General features: G+C 44.2%; 21 protein-coding genes. 2 read left to right on the forward strand and 19 right to left on the reverse strand.

Annotated features, from left to right (window positions below; genetic code table 11):
- From AC1DE7_RS10290 to AC1DE7_RS10320, 7 genes are all read right to left on the reverse strand, one after another.
- On the reverse strand, positions 1–1,026 hold the full coding sequence (locus tag AC1DE7_RS10290; protein WP_477534314.1) for a replication protein: 1,026 nt from the start codon (positions 1,024–1,026) through the stop codon (positions 1–3).
- A 40-nt stretch (positions 1,027–1,066) separates the two neighbouring features.
- The gene (locus tag AC1DE7_RS10295; protein ID WP_477534315.1) at positions 1,067–2,227 is read right to left on the reverse strand and encodes a hypothetical protein; all 1,161 of its coding nucleotides are present in this window, start codon (positions 2,225–2,227) and stop codon (positions 1,067–1,069) included.
- Between the two features lie 97 nt (positions 2,228–2,324).
- Entirely contained in the window at positions 2,325–2,684 is a 360-nt protein-coding gene (locus AC1DE7_RS10300) for a hypothetical protein (protein WP_477534316.1), read from the reverse strand.
- 121 nt (positions 2,685–2,805) lie between these two features.
- Positions 2,806–3,231 (reverse strand): ORF6C domain-containing protein, encoded by a 426-nt coding sequence (locus tag AC1DE7_RS10305; protein ID WP_477534317.1) that lies wholly within the window; start codon positions 3,229–3,231, stop codon positions 2,806–2,808.
- A complete protein-coding gene (locus AC1DE7_RS10310; RefSeq protein ID WP_017687930.1) occupies positions 3,215–4,351 on the reverse strand; it encodes a ParB N-terminal domain-containing protein in 1,137 nt (378 codons plus the stop codon). The genes AC1DE7_RS10305 and AC1DE7_RS10310 overlap by 17 nt, the downstream gene beginning before the upstream one ends.
- A gap of 22 nt (positions 4,352–4,373) precedes the next feature.
- The gene (locus AC1DE7_RS10315) at positions 4,374–4,685 is read right to left on the reverse strand and encodes a hypothetical protein (RefSeq protein ID WP_051449870.1); all 312 of its coding nucleotides are present in this window, start codon (positions 4,683–4,685) and stop codon (positions 4,374–4,376) included.
- Between the two features lie 11 nt (positions 4,686–4,696).
- Positions 4,697–4,930 carry a helix-turn-helix domain-containing protein gene (locus AC1DE7_RS10320; protein WP_017687928.1) on the reverse strand — a complete coding sequence of 78 codons (234 nt, stop codon included), beginning with the start codon at positions 4,928–4,930 and terminating at the stop codon, positions 4,697–4,699.
- A 202-nt stretch (positions 4,931–5,132) separates the two neighbouring features.
- On the opposite strand from AC1DE7_RS10320, the gene AC1DE7_RS10325 reads away from it, so the two are divergent.
- Both AC1DE7_RS10325 and AC1DE7_RS10330 read left to right on the forward strand, forming a co-directional pair.
- Positions 5,133–5,867: a helix-turn-helix domain-containing protein gene (locus tag AC1DE7_RS10325; RefSeq protein WP_017687927.1), complete on the forward strand. Its 735-nt coding sequence runs from the start codon at positions 5,133–5,135 to the stop codon at positions 5,865–5,867.
- A gap of 137 nt (positions 5,868–6,004) precedes the next feature.
- Positions 6,005–7,180 (forward strand): site-specific integrase, encoded by a 1,176-nt coding sequence (locus AC1DE7_RS10330; RefSeq protein ID WP_036672752.1) that lies wholly within the window; start codon positions 6,005–6,007, stop codon positions 7,178–7,180.
- 118 nt (positions 7,181–7,298) lie between these two features.
- Here AC1DE7_RS10330 and glnA read toward each other — a convergent pair whose 3' ends face one another.
- The 12 genes from glnA to mutS all read right to left on the reverse strand — a co-directional run bounded on the left by glnA (position 7,299) and on the right by mutS (position 24,179).
- A complete protein-coding gene (gene glnA, locus AC1DE7_RS10335; RefSeq protein WP_036613569.1) occupies positions 7,299–8,627 on the reverse strand; it encodes a type I glutamate--ammonia ligase in 1,329 nt (442 codons plus the stop codon).
- A 129-nt stretch (positions 8,628–8,756) separates the two neighbouring features.
- On the reverse strand, positions 8,757–9,170 hold the full coding sequence (locus AC1DE7_RS10340) for a MerR family transcriptional regulator (protein ID WP_017687924.1): 414 nt from the start codon (positions 9,168–9,170) through the stop codon (positions 8,757–8,759).
- A gap of 82 nt (positions 9,171–9,252) precedes the next feature.
- Entirely contained in the window at positions 9,253–10,506 is a 1,254-nt protein-coding gene (locus AC1DE7_RS10345) for a methionine gamma-lyase family protein (RefSeq protein WP_477534318.1), read from the reverse strand.
- A gap of 83 nt (positions 10,507–10,589) precedes the next feature.
- The gene (gene hflX, locus AC1DE7_RS10350) at positions 10,590–11,876 is read right to left on the reverse strand and encodes a GTPase HflX (protein WP_341007898.1); all 1,287 of its coding nucleotides are present in this window, start codon (positions 11,874–11,876) and stop codon (positions 10,590–10,592) included.
- Between the two features lie 124 nt (positions 11,877–12,000).
- Entirely contained in the window at positions 12,001–12,972 is a 972-nt protein-coding gene (locus tag AC1DE7_RS10355; RefSeq protein ID WP_036613563.1) for an AAA family ATPase, read from the reverse strand.
- 110 nt (positions 12,973–13,082) lie between these two features.
- The gene (locus tag AC1DE7_RS10360) at positions 13,083–13,646 is read right to left on the reverse strand and encodes a ribonuclease FAU-1 family protein (RefSeq protein WP_036672757.1); all 564 of its coding nucleotides are present in this window, start codon (positions 13,644–13,646) and stop codon (positions 13,083–13,085) included.
- Positions 13,647–13,934: 288 nt separating this feature from the next.
- Positions 13,935–16,595 carry a PBP1A family penicillin-binding protein gene (locus AC1DE7_RS10365; RefSeq protein ID WP_477534319.1) on the reverse strand — a complete coding sequence of 887 codons (2,661 nt, stop codon included), beginning with the start codon at positions 16,593–16,595 and terminating at the stop codon, positions 13,935–13,937.
- A gap of 170 nt (positions 16,596–16,765) precedes the next feature.
- The gene (hfq, locus tag AC1DE7_RS10370; RefSeq protein WP_017687918.1) at positions 16,766–17,008 is read right to left on the reverse strand and encodes an RNA chaperone Hfq; all 243 of its coding nucleotides are present in this window, start codon (positions 17,006–17,008) and stop codon (positions 16,766–16,768) included.
- A 373-nt stretch (positions 17,009–17,381) separates the two neighbouring features.
- Complete coding sequence (miaA, locus tag AC1DE7_RS10375; protein ID WP_036672759.1) at positions 17,382–18,338, reverse strand: tRNA (adenosine(37)-N6)-dimethylallyltransferase MiaA; 957 nt, start codon at positions 18,336–18,338, stop codon at positions 17,382–17,384.
- On the reverse strand, positions 18,319–19,104 hold the full coding sequence (locus AC1DE7_RS10380; protein ID WP_413408242.1) for a class I SAM-dependent methyltransferase: 786 nt from the start codon (positions 19,102–19,104) through the stop codon (positions 18,319–18,321). Before AC1DE7_RS10380 ends, miaA begins: the two co-directional genes overlap by 20 nt.
- Before the next feature lie 17 nt (positions 19,105–19,121).
- Positions 19,122–21,356, reverse strand: coding sequence for a DNA mismatch repair endonuclease MutL (mutL, locus tag AC1DE7_RS10385; RefSeq protein ID WP_477534320.1), 2,235 nt, complete (start codon positions 21,354–21,356; stop codon positions 19,122–19,124).
- 21 nt (positions 21,357–21,377) lie between these two features.
- On the reverse strand, positions 21,378–24,179 hold the full coding sequence (mutS, locus tag AC1DE7_RS10390) for a DNA mismatch repair protein MutS (protein ID WP_477534321.1): 2,802 nt from the start codon (positions 24,177–24,179) through the stop codon (positions 21,378–21,380).
- Positions 24,180–24,250 lie beyond the last annotated feature (71 nt).

Below are 24,250 nucleotides of genomic sequence, written 5' to 3' on the forward strand. Positions count from 1 at the left end.
TCACACTCCTTGCTTTGACCTTAGATTAGCAAGCAACTCTTTTAAATCATCTGCGGTCACGGTTGATGCCGTTTCAATCGGCGCATTTGGTATGGAAGTCACTAATTTAATTTCAGCTGTGTTTGATTTTTCACGTTTGGCATGCAACGAATATACAACCGTTGCACAGTAACTCAGGTTTCGTATCTGATCCCATTTGTTCTTGGGTTTAAAATTGTCAAACGATTGGTCAATACCATCGATAGCTGTTTGGAGCGGAATCCTCTCAGCTATGAACTGTTTAACCGCATCTTCATCGTTTAAGGTTATCTCCAGTCCCTTGCCTCTTCTCTGGAGATAACGAGCTGCCACTTGATTACGATATTCCGTTTGGGAAACCTCCCGATCAGAGTCAGCATCTGCTTCGGTATTAGGAACAGAATCCTTGTTTCCCATGTACGGTTCAAATATCGAATCGGGATCAGTTAAACAACAACCAACTTTAATACTGTCTTTAAACATGTCTTTAGAGGTGCCCTCATCCTTACTCCCGCAAGGGATTAGACTCTCTTCGACTTCCACTTTTCGTAACTCTTCATTTACACTTTTCGTAACTTCCAAGTTACGATTTTCGTAACTTTCAGCATGTTTCTGTTCTTTTCGAGTTACACTTTTCGTAACTTTTTTAGCACCTAAATTTATAGAAATGAGTTCGGAAAACTTGTCCCTATCCCACTCTTTCACAAGATTAACTCGCCATTCATCATAGTTTTTATTAAGAGAATAAACCTGATTTCCGTCCCACATGATTACTTTGCATTGTTGTAGGTAGACAATTTCTTTCTTCGCGTCCTGTATACGCACTCCACATAGTTCAAAATGCTTCAGGAGGGGGATAACAGCCTCTTTCTTTTGGCAGCCATAAGATAACCTTAGAACGAGTTTGAGAATCTTCTGCTGACGCTCGGTGAACTTTCTGCTGATGATCTCATCCCATATCTCATTAGCAATGCCGATATATCCGTTTCCTAACTGGGGACTTGCCACTCACCTCACCCCAAAGTCATACAGTTTGAGTTTTCCATTACTAAACATGTGCGCCGATCTTCAACAATCTTCCTCTAACCTCAGGCCAAAGGTAAGCTTGTCCACCTTCACCGTTCTGATCTTTGCAAAACCACCGGGAGACTGTCGGTTTTCCATGCGATACATAATCGCGTATGTTCTCTACCCAGCCTGATTCTGTACCAGACATATGCCTTGGTTTGGGATATAGAGGAAGAGTTTTAGGTGGATCATATTTCCGCTCGCCCATCCTCATGCCAAGAAAATATGGATTTCCTTCTGTTTCAACAAGACCAAGTCGGTTCGTTTCCTTAATGACAAACTGGAATTTTCGTGACAACCAATTGATTTCATAAAGGTATTCAAGTATAGAGTTAGCAAACTGAACTCTCCCTTCCCTGCCAGCTTGCTTCGCTTTCCGTTTCCAGTCTTTCAATTGTTCATCTGTTGGAACGAATCTTGATTTTGGATTGTTATGCCCTGATCTACGTATAAGTTTTTTGATAGAGTTTTCAGGAACAGTATCAAGGTTGAAGAGTTCAAATGCAGCTAGATTTGTATAGTGATCCTTGTTTACAATCACCCACCACATGTTATTGATGTTGTGATAGACAGTTCCGCGCATCAGTACACCTCTGCGATTACGGAAGTACTTAACTTCTCCATTGCTGATCCGCACTCCATCTTTATCAAGAGCGTTGTAATCAGGTAAATTGTCGGATCTCCAATGTCTACTCGGTTCGTTTAGCTTGTGAAACACCTTGTCATATGATGTTTTCAATTCAGGATCAGAGTCACAAGATAAACCTTCTTGCAACAGAAAATCCTCAATATGTTTTCGTTCTACCAAAAATCGTTTCTGGATCAAATAAGGCATTTTTTTAAATTTGTTGAAGTCATACCTTCCACCGTTCCTGTTCTCAACATTGATTTCTTGGTAAAACTCAATACGAGCACCTGTGTTATATTTGTCGGCTATGAAAAGGAGGTCTCCCTTGCTTCCAGCGAAGTGATCTTTTGAAAGGATCGCATAATCACGATCTATTCTCGGGTCAGAACCAACGGTAAATCCTCTGCCTCTCATCATTTCCAACATCCGCAGAAAGATGGGATGGGATATTTCTTTATCTCCCCTAACAGTGATATTCGTTTCCCGTACAGCAAAATTCTTATTTTCTTTCACGGGACATCCCCCTATTTCCATTTTTAAGTTTTCATGTTATACTGCCGTTGAATATTTTTTTAAATGATCGTGTTGGTAGCACGATTAACTTAAGGACTCATTTGATACTGTTGTTGCGGTAGACTCTTCTGCAATAGTAGTTACAAAAGAGTCCTTCTTCTTTTGGATCAGGAAATTTTTGTCCTGAGAACACTTCTCTATCGCAGTGTCTACACAAACCAATCACTGTCCCTTCAACCTTATAGCCTGATGGTTCTTTCCAGATTAGTCCTTCATATTCTGCGTTCTTATCGATTGAGCGTTCCAACTTTTCAAGATCGTTACGGAGCACTTTAATTTTCTTTTTGATGAATTTAATATTAAGTTCCATTGAGAGTGCGTCGATTGCGTCATCACATAAATCCCTGATCTGTCTTCGCGACATTCTGGTTTGCATTAACTTCTGAGCACGAATCATCATTTCTTTTTGGCAATGTTTCTCTGAATAATTTCATGTTGCAATGGCTTGTGTGACCAGATACGTGCCAAGTCATCCAGAGTCATAAATTTGTATCCCAACGGTTTCAACTCCTGTCAGATCAGATGTAGTCTTCCGGACGAAATTCCTTAATGAAATCAACTGCGTCATCAAAGTCGATACGCCGTACATGGCTGTATTTCGCTACCTCAAACCGATCTTTCAATTTACTCCAGACCACCCTACGATAACGACCGACCAGGACCTTGAATTTCTCGTCAGACTCTTTATACCTGTCCTTTGTTAACGAGTTCGACTTCTTGCGGACAAGAGACTGGAGTTGGTAGCACTCTGCATCCGTCAGCGTTACACTATCTCGAACCTCCTGCACCATCATCTGAACCTCTCCGACCTTTTCAGCAACGTCATCTTGCATTTGTTTCATGCCATCCCATAATCCTCGGATAGCAACTCCCTGCGCCTCTGTAAGTTGCAACTGTCTTTCAACGATTGTCAGATAGTCAGGCTGATTAGGAATCAATGTCATGTCTGTCTACCACCTTTCTTGAATTAATTGCCGGACGAAGTTGGTCTATGAAGGATTGGAGCATATCAAGACCTTCTGATAGTCGTTTCTTCTCACTCGTACTTGCGCCGGATACTGCACCTAGCATGAACGATGTAATCCCAACCTTCTGGAGAAACTGCTTCACATGGATGCTGACCTGTATGGTGTTGCTATCAGCTTCGAAGCGAAGTTTCTTCATTTGAGCGGTCGCCTGTTGTTCATCGAAGTCATCTGACTGCTGGAGCTTTATAGTCTCCAATTCTTCTTTCGTCCGCTGATAACCGGCTTTCAGTTCTTCTACCTTCAGACGCTCAGCCTCAACATCGTCCTGAAGCTTGTCCTTCCAGTATTGATCACGCTCTTTGATCTTCTTAGCAGCTTCTTGAGATTTCTGTTCGAGAAGAACTTCTGTCTCTTCATCTCGGCGTTCTACTGCCGCCGCTACTGCTTCATCCACCTGATTGGCTGGGATCGCATCCTTGTATCGCCGTTGAAGTTCTTCTTTCTCTTGTTCAGCTTGAGCTGCCCGCGTTTCTGCTTCTCGGACCGCGGCTTCAAGACGTTCTTTTGTTTCCGTAAAAGCCTTATGTGTTGAAATGATTCCTGCGTCGAGTTGCTGAATGATTTCCGGAGTGGCGTTCTCCATGATAAATTTGGCTTTATCATACGTTTTACCAGAACCAAATCCTGCTTGTTCTGCAACGATATCTCGAACTTGTCCGGTCGGCTGCTCAGGAACATTTTCCTTGCCTCCTGCCATCCGTTCTTTGGCCTTAATTCGTTCGACTTCCTCAAGGCGTTTAGCCCATTCCACACGCTCCGAGAAGGTAAATTCTTTCCGGTGCTCGTTCTCTGAAATTTCTAACCGGAGTTGGTGCTCGTAATCTTCAATTTCCATAACCCTAACCATCACTTCTTTTCGACCAAGGTGTTGGTGAGCGCGTAATCGGCGTTCTCCAGCTACTAATTGAAAATCAGGAGTTATTAATATAGGATTGATAAGTCCGTTCCGTTCAATGTCTTGCGCCAGTTCTTCAATGCCACTAAAGTCCTTTCGAATGCGGTCATTAACCTTTATTTTTTCAATAGTAATTTGCAATTTTTTAATTCTCCTTTACAGATTAATTGTTATTCTTCCTTCTGGAGAATCCAACTGTTTGATTAGAGGAGTTTTCACTTATCCAATTGAAAACTAGATCTCTCGGGTACCTCGCTCGAATTAATTTGAATTTAGGAAAAGAAGGATTTTCCACAAGTTTATTTACTGCTGACGCTTCTACTTGAAATATATCCTTCAGATCGTTTTTAGTGAGTACAAGAGGATAGTCGTACTTGACTCTCCCCTCTTCGACTCCGATTTCATATGCTTTTTTCACAAGTTCTTGGACATACTTATCTACGTCAGGAATATGAATTGTCATGTTAGTTTCCATCTCGTTCCTCCTTAGCAGTTGGTCACCTTTTCCAGATACCCAGCTCTCATCATTAAATCCTCATAATTTAGATTTAAGGCAACCGAGAATTTTTTTAATGTATCGGGTTTGGGCATACCCCGTTTACCTGTTTCGATTCTTGAAATCTGTGCGCAACTTACTCCCGATAATTCAGATAATTCGATCAAATTCAACCCTTTCTTTTTACGTTGTTTTTTTAGATATATCCCAAACATATTAGCCATTTTTTCACCACCTTTTTCCCTCTGGGTAAAACAATATCAGTATTTTTCATTTTGGTAAAATGCTATATTTCGCCAAATTCTGCATCTGGCTCATTGATTACGCTGTTTTTCATCAGATACCTTCTGTATTCTAGATTTCCTGTTTACCCCGAGGTAAAAAGATGGTATTATAATTACCAATAAGAAAAAAGGTGGAATCGTCGTGTCTAATGAACTTGGTACATTGATTAAGAATGCCCGCGATTTAAAAGGATTCACTTTGATAGACGTCTCAAAAAAATCAGGAATAAGTATTGCTCAACTCTCAAGAATCGAGACTGGAAAACGCGGCGCTCCAAAACCAGATACTTTGAAAAAGATATCACTAGCTCTAGATATATCTTTTAATGAATTGATGATTATGGCAGGTCACATAAATGAAGATGATAATGAACCCTTGAAAAGAATCGATCATTTTAACTTGAATTCTGATCTTGACGAGAAAATAAAGCATGTAGCAGCCATGCTTACTGACGAGAAAGGATTATTTTTCTCATATCTACAAGAAGATGCAATTGAGATTTTTAAAAATATTCAAATTAATGAGGAGTCCACAGCCTTTTTTGAAATATACGAAAGAGGAGTAAATGAATTTAAGGATGATCCTTTAACTCTAAATGAAATTACTGAAGGTTCTTTTAACTTAGTTTGTAATTTCGAGGTTTTGTCAGAAATCATACTTGAAAAGTTAAGTTATGAGGAAAAAGAAATTTTGTTAAAAGAGTTAACTTCAATAGCTAAAAAACATGAACTTTACAAAGAAGATGAAAATGACATTAAAGATTTAGAAGAATTTCTTAATCAACCTGAAATTAGTTTTAACGGAAAACCAATTTCTCAAGAACTTAAACAGCGTATTTTGGGATATGCCGAAGCATTGACTGACCAAGACAAATAACTTCATAACACTAAGATTAAAATCTTCTCACTTTTAGGTTTCATAGCCGTAAGGCTATTTCCTATATGTAAAAATAGAACGTATATTCTTATAAGGAGGGTTGGCAAAAAACAATCATTTCGAGGGGAGATTGTAAAATGGCATCTTACATCAAATATAAAACAAAGAAAAAAGGAACACTATGGATGTTCAAGATTGATACAGGAGTTGACCCTAAAACAGGGAAGAGGATAAATACAACACGCAGAGGATTCAACTCTAAAACAGAAGCTAAATTGGCTGCAGAAGAATTAGAAATCCAAATTGAAAGCGGAAATCTCGCAAATCAAAGCAAGGACATATTGATTAAGGATTTTCTTATGGATTGGCTAGAGATTTACAAAAGGAATACTGTTAGAGAGAACACTTTCAAGCAACACAAATATGGAGTGGAAAAATACTTGGTACCAAACCTAGGCTTTATTAAGGTTTCGAAGCTCACAAACGCTCAATATCAAACTTTCGTTAACGGGCTAATCACACATCTCAGCAAACGTACAGTTGAAATTATCCATACTACAATGCAGAGTGCTATGTACAAAGCATTAGATCTTGAAATCATTAAGAAAAATCCTTGTTCTAAAATAATTATCCCGGATCCGAATTTAAATAAACTGAATACTTCAGACCCAGCTAACTTTCTTACTAAACAGGAAGTGTTTGTTTTTTTGTCAGCGGCATTAAAAGATAATCCTAAGTATTACTATTTTTTCAAAACTCTTATTGAAACTGGATTAAGAAAAGGCGAAGCACTTTCGCTTCAAAGAGATGATATAGACACGGTGGAAAGGCGAATTTCAATCAATAAAACAATTGTGTACAATCAGTTTGATATAGAAAAATTATTTGCGCCTCCCAAAACCGCGGCTTCAAAAAGATCCATTATGATAACTGAAAGTTTAGCTAAAGAATTAAACGAGCAAATCCTCATACAAAAGGAGTTCGAGAAACAAATTGGAATTACCGAGGAAACAAGCTTGAAATTGGTTTTTAATCGAGGTGATGGTCGCCCTTTTGCAAAATCAACGTTACAACGAGCGCTCAAAAGGATCTGTAAAAATGCTGGAATAGATAAAGATATCACTGTTCACGGACTCAGACACACACATGCTGTTATGATGTTAGAATCCGGGGCAAGTATGAAAGAAGTCCAGGAAAGATTAGGACACGCTTCTATTGAAGTCACGTCTGATATTTACGCACATATTACAGAAGTGATAGAAGTTAGAAGCATAGATAAATACTCTTCTTACATGGACTATCCAGAAGAATAGATTGATTTAATAGTCGCGGTCAAAACCGCGGTCATAACAAATATCCCACCGATATTTCTCTAAAAAGAGAAAAACCTTGGAACGCTGAAAATCCAGCACTACCAAGGTTTAGATATCCCTAGTACAACGTGATATATTGATCGCGTTCCCATTGGTGGACTTGTGTACGGTACATATCCCACTCAATTTCTTTCAGCTCATAGAAGTGAGCCAAGGCGTGGTCGCCGAGAGCATCACAGATGACTTCGCTACGGATCAATTCATTCAATGCTTCTTTCAGGTCAGCTGGCAAGCTTGGAATGCCTTCTTCCACACGCTCTTCTTCTGACATGATGTAGATGTTACGGTCAATTGGAGTTGGTAAGGAAAGCTCACGTTTGATTCCGTCCAGACCTGCTTTTAACAGAACAGACAAAGCCAGGTAAGGGTTAGCAGCCGGATCCGGGTTACGAACCTCAACACGTGTACTCAGACCACGGGAAGCTGGAATACGAATCATTGGGCTACGGTTACTAGCAGACCATGCTACATAACAAGGTGCTTCATAACCTGGTACAAGACGTTTGTATGAGTTCACAGTTGGGTTAGTAATTGCTGCAAACGCACGTGCGTGCTTCAGAGTTCCAGCCATGAAGTGACGAGCAGTTTTGCTCAGACCCAACTCGTCCGACTCATCAACAAATGCGTTCTCATTGCCTTTGAACAAGGATTGGTTACAGTGCATACCGGATCCGTTCATACCAAACAGTGGTTTCGGCATGAATGTAGCATGTAAACCATGCTGACGTGCAATCGTTTTAACAACGAGTTTGAACGTTTGGATCTGGTCAGCAGCTTTCAGAGCATCAGCATATTTGAAGTCGATCTCATGCTGACCTGGAGCTACCTCATGGTGGGAAGCTTCGATCTCAAAGCCCATTTCTTCAAGTGTGATAACGATGTCACGACGACAGTTTTCACCAAGATCCGTAGGCGCAAGGTCGAAATAACCACCTTGGTCATTCAGTTCGTTAGTTGGGTTTCCTTTTTCGTCTGTTTTGAACAAGAAGAACTCGGGTTCAGGACCAACGTTGAAGGAAGTGAATCCCATATCTTGGGCTTCCTTCAGGTTACGTTTCAAGATACCACGTGGATCTCCTGGGAACGGATTACCATCTGGAAGATATACGTCGCAAATCAGACGTGCAACACGGTTCTCTGCAACCCATGGGAAAATAAGCCAAGAATCTAGATCTGGATAGAGGTACATGTCGGACTCTTCAATACGTACATAACCTTCAATGGAAGATCCATCGAACATCATCTTGTTATCCAGAGCCTTAGTCAACTGACTCACAGGAATCTCAACGTTTTTGATAGCTCCAAGCAAATCAGTAAATTGCAATCGAATGAATCGTACGTTTTCTTCTTTCGAAATGCGGAGAATGTCTTCTTTTGTATAACTCACTATAACCTCTCCCTTTCTTATCTGCGTATTTGGCTTGCCTGTTATATTTGTACATTAGAAAGTTCCACGGGTCAAGGAGTCTCACACCAAAAGTGCATGTTTTCCCCTCACTCGCCAAGTTATGCGAATTTAGTTTTTATTAAAGAATCGGGAAAGCTCTCCCTGAATGAGAGATACTTGTCCTGGTCTCTTACCTGATACAAGCTGCTGCTTCAGCAAGCGGTGCAACTGCGTATCGGACAGCTCTCTGCGTTTAACTTCAGTATCTGGCGTGATAACTGTAGCTTCCTCGGATTCTTTTGAAACAGGATTCATCACTTGTTTGATGCCCGCGATGTTAACTCCTTTTTCAATCAAAGCCTTGATCTCTAGCAATCTCTCTACGTCATTAAAAGAGAATAACCGTTGATTACCTGACGTTCTCGCAGGAACGATCAAGCTGTGCTGCTCATAGTAACGAATCTGACGTGCAGACAGATCCGTAAGTTTCATTACAATACCAATTGGGAATAAGGCCATATTTCTGCGGATTTCATCACCCATGTTCATCAACCTTCCAGTCATCTATTCTTCACCCTATTGTACATTTAGTTATTACCAAGTGTCAATGACGTGTTAGATAAACTCACAATAATTTACGATCTTTCATAGTCTGTAACGCCATCAAAACGCCATATTTGACATGAGAGTACGTTAATCCGCCTTGCATATACCCGATATACGGCTCCCGAATAGGCGCGTCGGCTGATAATTCCAGACTTCCACCCTGAATGAACGTACCTGCCGCCATAATGACAGGGTGCTCATAACCAGGCATATCCCACGGTTCAGGAACCACATGGCTATCCACAGCTGCTGCACGCTGAATCCCCTGCACGAAGGCGATCAGATGCTCTGCAGAGCTAAACTTAACAGCCTGGATCAGATCTGTGCGAGCTTCATTCCAGGCGGGTTTGGTTACAAATCCGGATTCAGCAAACATCGCAGCAGCAAACGTACTTCCTTTGATAGCTTGTCCTACAATTGTCGGTGCCATGTAAAGTCCTTGGTAGATGCCACGTGTTGTCCCCAGCATTGCTCCAACCTCTCCCCCAATTCCAGGGGCTGTTAGACGATAAGCTGCCAGCTGTACGTATTGTTCCTTCCCACATATGTATCCACCGGTTTCCGCAATGCCTCCACCAGGATTCTTGATCAGTGATCCGGCCATCAGATCAACTCCGACTTCTGTCGGTTCACGTTCCTCCGTGAATTCACCGTAACAATTGTCTACGAATACGATGACATCTTCCTTAAGCTCTTTAACACGCGTAACCATGTCAGCAATCTCAGCAACACAGAAGGATGAGCGCCAGTCATAACCACGTGAACGTTGAATCCCAATGACTTTTGTAGCCGGTGTAATGCTTTTTTCAACTGCTACCCAGTCCACTCCACCTTCATCAGTTAAGGCCGTCTCACGGTAACCGATGCCAAAATCGCGTAATGAACCTGTACCATCACCGGGTTTGCCAATAACTTTATGCAATGTGTCGTAAGGCTTACCCGTGATGTACAATAATTCGTCACCTGGACGCAAAACTCCAAAGAGAGCTGTACTAATCGTATGAGTACCTGAAGCAAAATGAGGACGCACCAACGCGGCTTCCGCGCCGAATACATCAGCATATACTTCATCAAGCACTTCACGCCCACGATCGTTATAGGCATAACCTGTTGAACCTGCAAAGTGAAAATCACTTACTTTTCGCTGTTGGAAAGCATTAATCACCTTCCATTGATTGTGATCTGTGATCCGATCAATCTGTTGAAGTTGTCCTTCAATCTGATGCTCCACTTGACGTTGAAGTTCAGATATTTCTGAATCAAAGCTTACCATCTTACTTCATTCCCCTTCATAGCACGAATCTGACGTCGAATATCCATTATCGTGTAACTTATCACATCAATATGTCATGAATATTACAATTCAATGAATTCTTCAAGCATATAACCAAATTTCTCATATTCACCTTTTTGCAATTCAACTTCATAAATTACATCATTCTCTTCAAAGCTGGTTTCCACTACATCACCAATTTTATAGAGTACCGACGTAAGATCACCACGTTCTGCCGGAATACGGAAGCGCTTCGTATCACCTGTCAGCTCTGTCTGAATGAATTCGCGGATTTTAAGCAAATCCTCCGAGTCTAATGCGCTTACTTTAATATGACCTTTATCCAATGGAAGCATCTCAAGTTGCTCTGGTGTGCACGCATCTTTTTTGTTATACAGGACTAACTGCGGCTTGTCCCCTGAACCAAGTTCTTGCAGAATCGTATTAACCGTCCGCATCTGATCTTCACGCATAGCTGATGAGGCGTCCACAACATGCAGGATCAGGTCTGCTTCATTCACTTCCTCCAACGTTGCCCGGAATGCTGCAATCAGATCATGCGGTAGATTTTGAATAAATCCAACCGTGTCGGTAAGTACGATTTCTTTTCCACTCGGAAGTTCCATCGTACGTGATGTAGGATCCAATGTAGCGAATAGCTGATCTTGAATATACACATCTGCAGCCGTCAACTGCTTGAGCAAGGTTGATTTGCCAGCATTGGTATAACCAACAAGGGCTACCTGAACAATACCTGTTTTTTTACGGCGTTCACGATGCAATTTACGATGACGAGTCAATTCTTCCAGATGACGCTTCAGATCATCGATACGACCACGAATGTGACGGCGGTCTGTCTCCAGCTTGCTTTCACCCGGGCCTCTTGTTCCGATTCCGCCCCCGAGTCTGGACAGGTTCTTACCATGACCCGACAACCGTGGCAGCAAATAGCTATGTTGAGCCAATTCCACTTGAATGATACCTTCTCTAGTGTTGGCACGTTGTGCAAAGATGTCCAAAATCAATTGGGTACGGTCAATAATTTTGAGGTCGAGTGTTTCTTCCAGATTACGAACCTGTGCACCTGACAATTCCTGATCGAAAATAGCCGTAGTTGCTCCCAGTTCCTCTGCAATCGCACGGAGCTCTTCCACCTTACCTTTACCAATGAACCATTTGGTATCACGTTTTTCCCTGTTCTGAGAAAGTACACTTAGTACCTCCACTCCAGCTGTCTCGGCAAGTTTCACCAGTTCCTCTAAAGAGTACTCAGGGTTAATACCTGTACGTTTTACATCATCCGTGACAAGACTCACCAAGACGGCGCGATCTTTTTTGACCATATCTGTATCATGTGTACCATTTGTCATGTATATGTTCACTCCCTCTAATTACTAAAGTAATCCGTTGATATACATTGCCACGAATATGCCATGGCATACCTTAAGCCGAACCGGTTGGCCCGGCCGGCTGGTGTAAAAACTATATTATCGCTTACTTTCGCTCAAAGTTCAAATCCTCTGTACGGATTGTCATCAGCTCCAGTTTTCCTGGACTGCCTTCCGAGTATTGTTCCAACAAACGAACCGCCTGATGCCTGATCGAACGCTCAATGGCATTACGAACGTATCTGGCGTTACTAAAAGCATGCAGCGAATCATTTTTTTCCTGAAGCAAATGCTGCTTTAGCTTGAGTATGGTCTGTGGCATTAGAATATAATCGCGCTCTTTGGCCATAATCTCAGAGATTTGAATCAACTGATCAATGCTATAGTCTGGAAACTCCACTTGAATGGGAAAGCGGGAAGGTAATCCGGGATTGGTCTGAAGAAAAAAATCAATTTCATCTGAATAACCAGCCAATATGAGGATAAATTGGTTTTTATTGTCTTCCATTGATTTTACAAGCGTATCAATAGCTTCCTTGCCAAAATCTTTCTCTCCACCGCGGGCCAAACTGTAAGCTTCGTCAATGAACAATATCCCACCGAGTGCCTTCTTAACCAGATCTCTTGTTTTCTGCGCCGTGTGACCGATATATTCTCCAACCAGATCTGCACGTTCTACTTCAATAAGATGACCTTTACTTAAAACACCCATCTTCTGAAAGAGTTTGGCAACAATCCTCGCCACGGTGGTCTTACCGGTTCCCGGATTACCTTTGAAGATCATATGATACACGTGCGCACCACTAAGTAAGCCTGCTTCGGTACGCATCTGAGCAATCTGTAGAAAAGCATAGATCTCAAACACCAAGTCTTTGATATTTTCAAGTCCAACCAGTTGCTCCAATTCACCCTGTATCTCTTGGAAGTGCGCATGTTTGGTTATACTCTTGGCTGCCTGTACTGCCGCTGCTTCATCTTTGACCAACATCTGAGGTTCCTGGTTACGCAACACAATATTAATTTGTCTGGATGGTCTGCCTCCTGGTTGCTCTCCTGCAGCCATGACCCGTCCGTTCATTCGCCATCACCTCTATTTTATCGGGCTGAACTCTCCTGATTATTAATGTATTCTATCAGGTGCTCCAATATTAGAAGGATCATGAAGAATTCTACGGATAAGTAGATGACTCAAATCTGAATGTTTTTTCGAAACTCTCCGTTCTCAAACAAACTCGGCCTATGCTTCAGTGATAACTGAAAGTATGGGAATACATGTGCATCAATGGCATGCAGCAGTTCCTTTGCCGTCTTGTTAGCCAAGTCATAATCACCCGTTGTAATATGTTTTCGTGACAGTGCATCTTCAAGCTCATCTTCATCCAGCAAAAATACTTCCCCATCTTTCAATACAACGACATCCAGATACAGGTCATCAAACCAAGGAACACCCTGATCGGTTATCCCCTGACTACGACATGTATCAATGTACCACTCTACAATCCGTTCCTGATCGTCAAACATCGCCGTAACTACAAAGTGCTCTCCCTTCGGATAGTATTGTAGCCAGGAATAACCTTTATCTGCGATACAGAAGGTACTGCCTCCATAAGTTTTCCACAGAGGTTCTTTCAAATCCTGTATGGTGTACAACGTAATATAACCTGTGAAAATTTTGGATTGAACGAACCGGCATGTGAATTGTCGGTTCGTAATCCGGCGCCAGTTCGCGCGATCCCCGAATTTCCGTTTCATACGAACCCCTCTTTGCCGACTACAGGTCCGTGACCTGCTCTGATGTTATTGGTGAACAATGTAATAACGTCCGCCTGATGGATTCCAGCGCTCTGGGCCCGCCCTTGCACAACGTATTACGAATAGTTACAGCTTACCATATTTAAGGTTTACACTCAAAATCAAGCTTTGTCCCACCTATTCATCAAATCAGCTTCCATTACAGTTGGTTCTGTATAACACAAAAAACTGCTTCACCGGTTTCCTGGGAAGCAGTTTTTCAATGTAGCTATTTAGTGATTCATTGGCTTAGCCGCCGGTGCCAGCTTGGGAATCTGCAGGTGCATCTGTCCCTCCAGTATCCCCACTTGTTCCGCTGTCCGGAGTTACAACCTCGCCTGGCGTTGTTACGGCCCCATCATCGGAACCTTCACCATTTCCGCCAGGATCTGTTGTGCCCTGACCAGGTGGGGTCGTATTGCCTTCCCCAGGTTGACCGTTTCCGCCGTTATTACCACCGTTGCCATTGTTTCCGTTATTATCATTACCATTTCCGTTGTTGCCATTTTCATTTCCATTACCGTTATTACCGTTCGAGTTGCCATTATCCGGTGTACCATTGTCCGGATTCTCCGTACCTGGCAGCTCAGGATCTATCTCTGTTCCAGGGTCTATACCAGGATCAGGTTCCTCCGGCGGCACTTCCTGCGCTTCAATCATCAAGGAGATGGTGTTGGAAGGATCCGTCTCAAGTCCTGATGCCAAGTCGTAAGCTGTCACATAGTACTCATAGGTTAGACCAGGCAACGCACTTAAATCTTGTGCATTGGTCGCTCCTATTGCATCAATGAGATGAGTGAACTGGGCTTCAGATGTTTCTTTCCGATAAATTCGATATTGCGTACTCGCGTCACCCGTTCCAGTCCAACTCAGGGAGACGGTTTGTGCATTTGGATCGTATGATCCACTCAGCCCACTAACGGACAGAGCCGGCTTTTCTGGTTCTTCTACTGGCGGAGGTGCCTGCCCTCCAGCTGGTGCTTTGAATTGCTTCACTGGAACGCCTTTTAAAGCATCTCCCATGACTTTGGCAAAGAAAGCTGCCGACAGCTTACTGCTGTTCTTAAGCATATGATTGGCATCCGGATTGTCATAGCCCATCCAGACTGCGGCAGTCCATTCCGGGGTGTATCCAACAAACCATACATCACGGTTGGCACTGTTGCCAGAGATACCACTTTGAACTGTTCCTGTTTTACCCGCTACCGGACGATCCAGACGTGCTGAACGTCCCGTACCGTCATTAACGACGTTCTGCAGCATCTGTGTAAGCTGATACGCATTTTGCTCACTCATGACACGCGTTGTGTCCGAGTTATCATGTTTATAAGTGGTTTTGCCTGCGCTATCCTTGATTTCTTTAATCGCATAGGCTTGTCGGTATTCTCCGAGGTTGGCAAATGCACTATAGGCTTGCGCCATTTCCAGTGTATTTGTACCTTTACTTAGACCACCGAGGGCAATCGCCAAGTTTTTGTCTTCATCTGTCAGCTGTATGCCTACACTCTTGGCAAAATTAATGCCTGTGTTAACACCTATTTTATCAAGCAGCCAAACCGCAGGGATATTTTCCGACTTCGTAATGGCATCCGTCATACTGATCGTTGAAGAATATCCATGCAAGTTACCAGGACAGTAGTTACCAAAACATTGCTTCGCATTACTCAGCGACGAGTTGGCACTGTAATTTCCTGATTCAAGCGCAGGTGCATAAGACACAATCGGTTTAAAAGCTGAACCTGGTTGTCTTCGACTCTGCGTTACACGGCTATAACCTTTAGTCTGATAATCCCGTCCTCCCAGGAGGGCAACGAGGCTACCATTCTCATGGTTCATGATAACCATGGAGCCTTGAACCTGTTGATCGTCTTTACTTGCCTCGAACAGATTATCATCTGTGAAGGCAGTTTCCATGGCTGTTTGAGCCTGAGCATCCATAGTTGTATAGATTTTGTACCCGCCGATATTCAGATCATCTTCCGTTTTACCTGTTACTCGTTCAGCTTCACGGAGCACATAATCTATAAAACCTTGATACTTCCTGTCTTTCTCTGGTCGCTTGTAGTTATAGTTAATCTCTTTTGCTTCGTCCATCTCCGCCTTGGTAATGTAGCCTTGTTCATACATCAGCTGCAATACCACACCTCGGCGTGCTTTTGAGTCGTTTGGATTGCTCACCGGATTATAGGCAGAAGGCCCTTTCGGCATAGCTGCTAATGTAGCAATTTGCCACAACTTCAACCTCTTGAGATCAGTAACTCCAAAGTAAAATTCAGATGCCGCTTTAATCCCGTAACGCTGATGACCGAAGAAAATACGGTTCAGATACATCGTCAGGATTTCGTCTTTTGTGTACTTGCGCTCTAATGCCATGGCAATCGATACTTCCGTTGCTTTACGGAAGAACGTCTTGTCACGGGACAAGAACATGTTCTTGGCAAGCTGTTGGGTTAGTGTACTACCACCTTCCACCATGGAACGAGCCATGACATCCTTAACCGCTGCACGCCCAATGGACCAGATATCCACGCCCTGATGATCGTAGAATCGCTTATCCTCCGTTGCAACAAAGGCTTGCTTCACAAGCTCAGGAATATCATCTTCTTTGACAGGTTCCAGCTTCTGAATGGATAGTTCCCCCATTAATTGGCCATTGCGATCATATACTTTTGAAGTTTCATTAATTGTGGTTTTGTCCTTATTGGCTTTGAGCAGATTTTCACCACTCACCATAATAAATAAATATCCGCCAAGTGCACAGAATATGGCGATTGCCATTGTGAAAAACAGTGTCCATCCAACGCGTTTACCCGTAATTTTTTTCTTTTTAGAGGTCTTTGGCTTCGCTTTTTTGGGTGACTTGTTATTGTTGTTGCGATTGTTAGACCTCGACAACGGATCGTTTGGCATGTTACCTCCTGACTCCCTTTCGGTTGCATAATTTCTAATCGTCTGTAGGCTCAGGCATATATTAAACATATTTTGCCCGGAATGAAAAGAACAACCCTTTATTCAGGTTGCTCTGTTTCAATACCTATACTTGTAGACGAAATGGTTGGTGAAAAGGTTTCGTAATTTTTTTAAGCTTCGCCGCTGTTATCTTGCTGCATCAGCGATACGCTGCGTTGCGGCGTGAACGTGGAGATGGCATGCTTGTAGACCATTTGCTGGCGTCCGTCGCTGTCAATGACGATCGTAAAATTGTCAAATGCCTTGATTGTCCCGCGGATTTGGAAGCCGTTGGTCAGATAGACCGTAGCAGGAATATTTTCTTTCCGCAGTTGGTTCAAGAACGTATCTTGGATGTTGATGGACTTGTTCATTAGCCGTACCCCCATTGGTTCATTTGAATTCGTGTTCAAGTAATATTCAATATCGCTGAGTAGCTTTCGTGCTATTATATCATGAACAGTTTCATATAATCCACAAAAACCCCTTGTCTGCTATTTTACCCCCATTCTTAGCGAGGTGAACAAATAGAAGACTTATCCATTATACACCGCTTGTCTGTTTTGCAAAAGAGGGACAAAATCTTCATTTTAAAGCACATTTATTCGTTGTTTAGCGAATACTTAATCTCTACCATCTGTTCTAGTGATAAATAAAAACCTCTATCCTTTTGATGACCAGAAGGTAGAGGTTTACATATCTTGATCTAATCGATGCCTGTCAGAAGAATACTAATAATCGCTCAAATCAATCAAATTTCCGTGTAATCAATTCACTTATCTGCTTGTATTTCCCTTCAAAATCCTGGGTATCCGTCATGTCCACCCATTCTATATCCTTCATATGACGGAACCAGGAAAGCTGCCGTTTGGCAAACCGACGTGTATCCCTCTTCAACCACTCAACCGCAGCTTCCCAACTCACTTCCCCTTGCAGGAACGCAGCAATCTCCTTATACCCCAGCCCTTGCATGGAAATATGACCTCTGGCTACTCCACGTTCCAACAGGGACTTCACTTCATCCACCAGACCTTGTTCGATCATCAGATCAATCCGCTCTTCTACCCTGGCGTACAACTTCTGCCGATCCATTGTCAAACCAACAATAAGAAGGTCATAAGGCGACTCTTTCTTCTGTACTGCCAGCTGATCAGACCACTTCTCGCCTGTGAGGTGATGGATCTCAAGCGCACGTACAATTCGCCGCTGGTCATTCGGATGCAGACGATCCGCACTAACAGGGTCAACTTCCCTCAATCGATCATGAAGGGCCTGAGCTCCATTTAGCTCAGCATAGCTGAATTGTTCCTCTCTGAACGCTTCATCTGAACCGCTATCCGAAAATTGGAAGCCGTAACATACCGATTCCACATACAGACCGGTGCCACCTACAATAAAAGGCATTTTACCGCGTTCGTGAATTTCACTAATCAATCTTGTACAACTCTCCTGAAACTCGGCCACAGAATACGGATACTCCGGTTCATGGATATCAATGAGATGATGGGGTACACCCTTCATTTCTTCAGAGGTAATCTTGGCAGTTCCGATATCCATTTCACGATATACCTGCATCGAATCGCCTGAGATAATCTCACAATTGAAAGCTTGGGCAAGCTCGATGCTCATTCTTGTTTTGCCTACTGCTGTTGGTCCAACCAACACAAGCAGTTTAGGTTTTGGTTTAACTTCCACTTTCAACATTAATCACTCCGTACAGGGTTTTTGCATTCGCCCGATCAAGTATTTCAAATCCGAGCCTGTCAAACTCCGCGCTGCCGCGCTTTTCTTTCATAACGACACGTTTACGGGCAACCCGTCTTGCTTCCATAATGCTCTGTTCGTCCAACGCGTGAGCATTCGCATAATCTCGCAAGGGCTGAATAGCACTTGAATCCATCATCGGTTCACGGAACATGGGGTCAAAATATACGGTATCACAGCTTCGATCCGGCATGGAACGCAGCAACTCAAGATGATTCGCATGATGCAGCTCAATACGCCGGAAAGCTTCATTTACCGCTGGCTTGATCGTCTCATATTGAGACATCCCCTCCACTAGTAGTGTATATAGCGGAAGAGAGCTCTCACATGCAATCACCCGTCCACTTTTGCCCACTGCAACCGAGAACACCAGTGCATCCGTGCCCAGTCCGGCTGTACAATCGATGATGGTATCCCCTTCATTCACCGCCCCCGCCTCCAGCAGTGGATCAGGTTCTCCTCGCAATATACGTTTGGCACGAACAAATCCCATGCTGGGGTGGAACTCCAGCAACGGTGAATCCTTCCGAAATAGACGCACTTTACCCTGGAGTACAACCAGAACCTCCTCCGCCTCATAGTGTTCAATCATCATGGGCAGAGACATTTTATTACGGCGCACGTAAGTACCCCCTGTTGTTTCAGCAAGGTTTCGGGCCCGCTCCACAAGTAAAGCCGCTTCCTTTTCACCGGTTGTAATATACATAGATTCCTCCTAAATAGCTACATAACACGTTTGAACAATTTTTCCAGATCATATGTTGAAAATGAAACCACAATCGGCCGCCCATGTGGACACGTATAGGGCTGTCGACATGAACCCAGACGCTGAATCAGCACCTCTGCCTCCTGATCCGTCAGCTTCTGGTTAGCTTTGATGGACGCCTTGCAGGAGCACATGATTGATGCAGCTTCCCGCATCTTGGCCACATCTATGCTGCGTTCGCTAAGAACCCATTCGGACATTTCTTCGATAATGTCTTTCTCGTCCCCTTTGGGGAACCAGAACGGGTGGGAGCGCACACGGAACGTCTGTCCACCGAAATGCTCCAAATATACCCCCGCCTGTTCGAACCAGGCCAGCCTTGTTTTCAGCTTTTCCGTCTCCGAAGGTGTAAATTCGAGCGTAATAGGCAGCAGTAACTCTTGTGAGGCCTGGGCAGGGTTACCAAATTTCTCGTAATAGTACTCATAATTCACGCGTTCATGAGCGGCATGCTGATCAATCAAATATAAACCTTGATCATTTTGCGCAATCAAATACGTACCATGATGCTGTCCGATCAGACTCAGCTCCGGAAATTCAGGCATGGATGCATCTGATTTAATGGCAGCAGCAAGTTTAGTGGCATCAGGCAGACCTGAGGTTTTCCACGTCCGTTCCCCTCTTGCAATCGAAGACGGGTTGTAGGTTGACCGAGCTTCCCTAACCGGTGAATTTACGGATTCGGAGCGATACGTAGCTGGTTTACCTTCAGCCAAAGGTTTTTCCGTTGCTCCACGATCCCCACCATCTTGAGAAGAGAGGTCAGATTTGGGAACAGTTTCGGTAGAACTTGTACTTGAACTTAAACTTGTACTTACATCCTTAGTGCCTTCTTGCACGTTAGCGGATGTCTGCCCCTCGCCATGACTAGCAATCTTCTGCAAAATATCCCCGTTCCAACTTTCTAACTGCTCCGGGGGCTGTGTAACCTCAGGTGGAGCTTCGGGCAACGGCACTGAGTGACCCTGTTCAGATACCAACTGTGCTGTAGACACATCCGCCGGAGCATCCAAATCCAGATCATCATCTTCTGCAGTTAACTTCAGCGGTGCAGCAGTAGGTTTCCCAAGTGGCCCTTGTTGCCCATATCCTTCTGCATCAGATGCATCTTTCAGCGGACCACGCGGAAAGAGGAATTGCTCCTGAATAAAGGAGTTATCGTCCCCACGTCGAATCTGCTGTTTTTTGACCTGTGGAATTAATACCTCCTGCCGGAGTATACCCCGCAACGTCGTCTCTATAAATTCATACAGTTCTGGTTCCTTGCTAAAGCGAACCTCCAACTTCGCCGGATGCACGTTCACATCCACAAGAGAGGGGTGCATCTCCAACTGCACCACGACAAGTGGGAAGCGATTGATCGGCAGCAAGGTATGGTAGGCTTTGAGAATCGCCTGATTGAGACCGTAATTGCGAACAAATCTCCCATTAACAATCGTTGACATACCATTACGATTCGCTCGTGTCCATTCTGGCAGGCTGATCAGCCCGCTCACCCGGTAATCCAGACTTTCACCCTGGATGGGAAGCATCGCTTTCGCTGCACTTGTCCCATAGATCGCTGCAACCACTTGCAGCAGATCGCCGTTGCCCAACGTCTGAAGCAACACATTCTCATTATGGCGCAGTCGGAACGAAATGTTTGGGTGAGACATCGCCATGCGGTATAGGACATCTGAAATATGTCCCAGTTCCGTCTGGATCGTTTTCATATATTTGAGTCTGGCTGGTGTATTGTAAAATAGTTCTCTCACTGCAAAATCCGTACCTTGGGGTGAGGTTGCATCTTCATGAGAAACAAGGTTCCCGCCTTCAATCACGATGCGGCGCCCCCGCCCGTCATTACCACTTGCCGATAATACCTCTACCTTGGACACGGCGGCAATACTCGCCAAGGCTTCGCCACGGAATCCAAGACTTGTGATCTGAAACAGATCTCGGCCATGGGCTATTTTGCTGGTCGCATGACGATAAAAGGCGGTTTCCATGTCCTCTGGCTCAATACCTGTACCATTGTCTTTGACACGAATACTGAGGAGTCCGCCCTCTTCCACCGTCACTTCAATTTTGGTGGCGCCTGCATCCACCGAGTTTTCGAGCAACTCTTTGACAACTGAAGCAGGCCGTTCGACCACTTCACCCGCCGCGATCTGGTTGGCAATATGTTCATCAAGCACATGTATCTTCGCCACAGGTTTTCCCCTCCCTTATACTCAGGATAATTGCTGTGCCTTCAATTTGAGATCATTCAATATCTGCATCGCCTGAAGAGGTGTCATATTCATGACATCGATATCTTTCATCGTACGGATGAATTCTCGCGCTGGTTTATCCACCGCAACTTCATCCGGTTTCGTTGCCACATTCGGCTCATCATCCCCAAAGATGGACAGTTGAACCACATCCGAATGGTTTGCGCTGGACTGTCCTTTGCTGTTTGATTTCTTGGCATGTTGCTTCCCAACCGAATCTTCAATAGAAGGTGTGTACTCTGCGCTCTCCACAATCTCGTGTTCCCGGATCAATGGTGCTGAAGCCGTGTGTTGGAATTCTACACCTTTTAATTTCAAGCCTGCTTCCTGCTTCTCATTCCCGATATATTCACTGCCCACAGCTACTTGCGCGGCCGCATGTTCGAACCCATGCAATAGTCCATTCGCCCGCTCAATAATGCTATCAGGCAGACCTGCAAGACGTGCACAATAGATACCATAACTGCTGCTGGCTGCCCCGGCAATCAATTTGCGCAGGAAATTAACTTTGTCACCACTCTCCTGTACCGCCATCGAGTAGTTGGCCAGCTTGTCCAGACTCTCCTCCAGATGAGCTAGCTCATGGAAATGAGTTGATACAAGAGCTTTACAGCCGATAATATCATGTACATATTCAATAACAGACTGAGCAATGGCCATACCTTCACTAGTTGACGTTCCCCGTCCCAATTCATCGATAATAATCAGACTGCGTGGTGTGGCTTTGTCCGTCATGACCTGAATGTCGGCCATCTCCACCATGAATGTACTTTGTCCGCCAATGAGATCATCCGCGGCACCGATCCGTGTGAAAATGCGATCCATGATCGGCACTTCCGCCTGACCCGCAGGTACAAAACAACCCACTTGCGCCAAAATGGAGATTAAAGCAACCTGTCGCATATACGTACTCTTACCAGCCATATTTGGACCGGTAATCAGCAGAATACGTGCCTCTTCCTTGGTCATTGCCGTGTGATTGGCAATAAATGCGCCATCTCGCATGACCGCCTCAACGACCGGATGGCGTCCTTCTTCCACAACCAGGTCATAACCGTCGGTCAGCGTAGGCCGTACAAAGTTACGCTCAGCGCTAATCACCGCAAAAGATTGATATACATCAATCTCTGCAACCTGTTCGGCCAGCTTCTGCAATCTTGCAATCTCTTTGTTCAGCCGCTCGCGCAGCTCTGCGAACAGCCCATACTCAATATCAACCATTTTGTCCTGAGCTTCGAGAATCAGCGTCTCTTTTTCCTTCAACTCCGGCGTAATGTAACGTTCTGCATTGGCAAGTGTCTGTTTACGTTCATAACGTCCCTCTGGCAGCGAGGACAGATTGGACTTGGTGATCTCGATATAATAACCAAACACTTTGTTATATCCAATCTTCAGCGATCGAATGCCTGTCGCCTCACGCTCTCGCGCTTCCAGCTCCGCAATCCACTGCTTCCCGTTAACCGAAGCCTCACGCAATTCATCCAGACGTTCATGATACCCTTCACGAATCAGACCTCCGTCCCTTACCGATACCGGCGGCTCGTCCACAATGGCTTGCCCGATAGCTTCACGCAGATCATTGCAATCATCCATCGTTTCGGCAATATGCTGCAATGTTGCGGAAGAAGATCCTGCGCAATGCTGACGAAGTCCTGGAATTTTCTCCAGCGATGACTTAAGTGCATTCAGATCTCGACCATTGGCATTACCAAACGCAATGCGACCTACCAAGCGCTCCAGATCATAGATGTCTTTGAGTTCTGCCCGCAAGTCCTCACGCAATATAAACTGGTTGTACAGCATATCTACCGCTTCCAGACGCTCATTGATCTTCCCTTTTTGCAACAATGGCTTATCGACCCAACGACGCAGCATTCTCGCACCCATGGACGTCTCGGTCCGATCAAGCAACCAGAGTAATGAACCTTTTTTGGAGCGTTCACGCACGGTTTCTACCAATTCCAGGTTCCGGCGGGTAAACGGGTCCAAGATCATATAATGATCTGGCTCATACGTTGAGATTTGTGTTAATTGTCCCAAAGAACGTTTCTGTGTCTCGCTCAGGTAGGAGAAAAGACGTGCAATACACGCTTGACGTTCAGGCTCTAATCTTGCCCAGACAGCCTCGCCAAACTGCTGACGGACCAGATCCTCCTTATTTTTTGTCCACGACGTGTAGACCACAGGACGACCGATTGGAGACGCCTCGGCTTCTACCGTTTCAAGCAGCGCTGCATCCCCCACCAGCTCCGATGGTTCGTAGATGCCGATTTCATCCTTGAGCCATTCCTTGGAATAGGGTACGGATGTCACATACAACTCACCCGTTGACAGATCACAGGCCGCGAGCGCCAGCGTATTTTGATTACCTGTAAGACACACCATGTAGTTGTTGGACTTGTCACCGAGTGTCTTGCCTTCCATTACCGTTCCCGGTGTAACCACACGTACAATTTCACGTCGTACCATACCTTTGGTTACACTTGCATCTTCCATCTGTTCACATATCGCAACTTTATAACCTTTTTCAATCAGACGCTGTATGTAATTGTCAGCCGAATGATAAGGTACACCACACATCGGAATTTTATCATCCGTGCCTCCGTTGCGTGCGGTCAGCGTGATCTCAAGTTCACGGGAAGCATTAATCGCATCCTCGAAGAACAGTTCATAGAAGTCACCCAGTCTAAAAAATAGAAAAGCATCTTGTGCTTCGGACTTCACTTGCAAATATTGTTGAATCATTGGCGTATACTGAGCCATGATGAATATCCTCCATCCCGTTCCTATAATGTCAGGAAGAAACGCATCCTGGAAGGACAATAAGACGGTCA

Source organism: Paenibacillus sp. 10L310 (assembly GCF_056395745.1).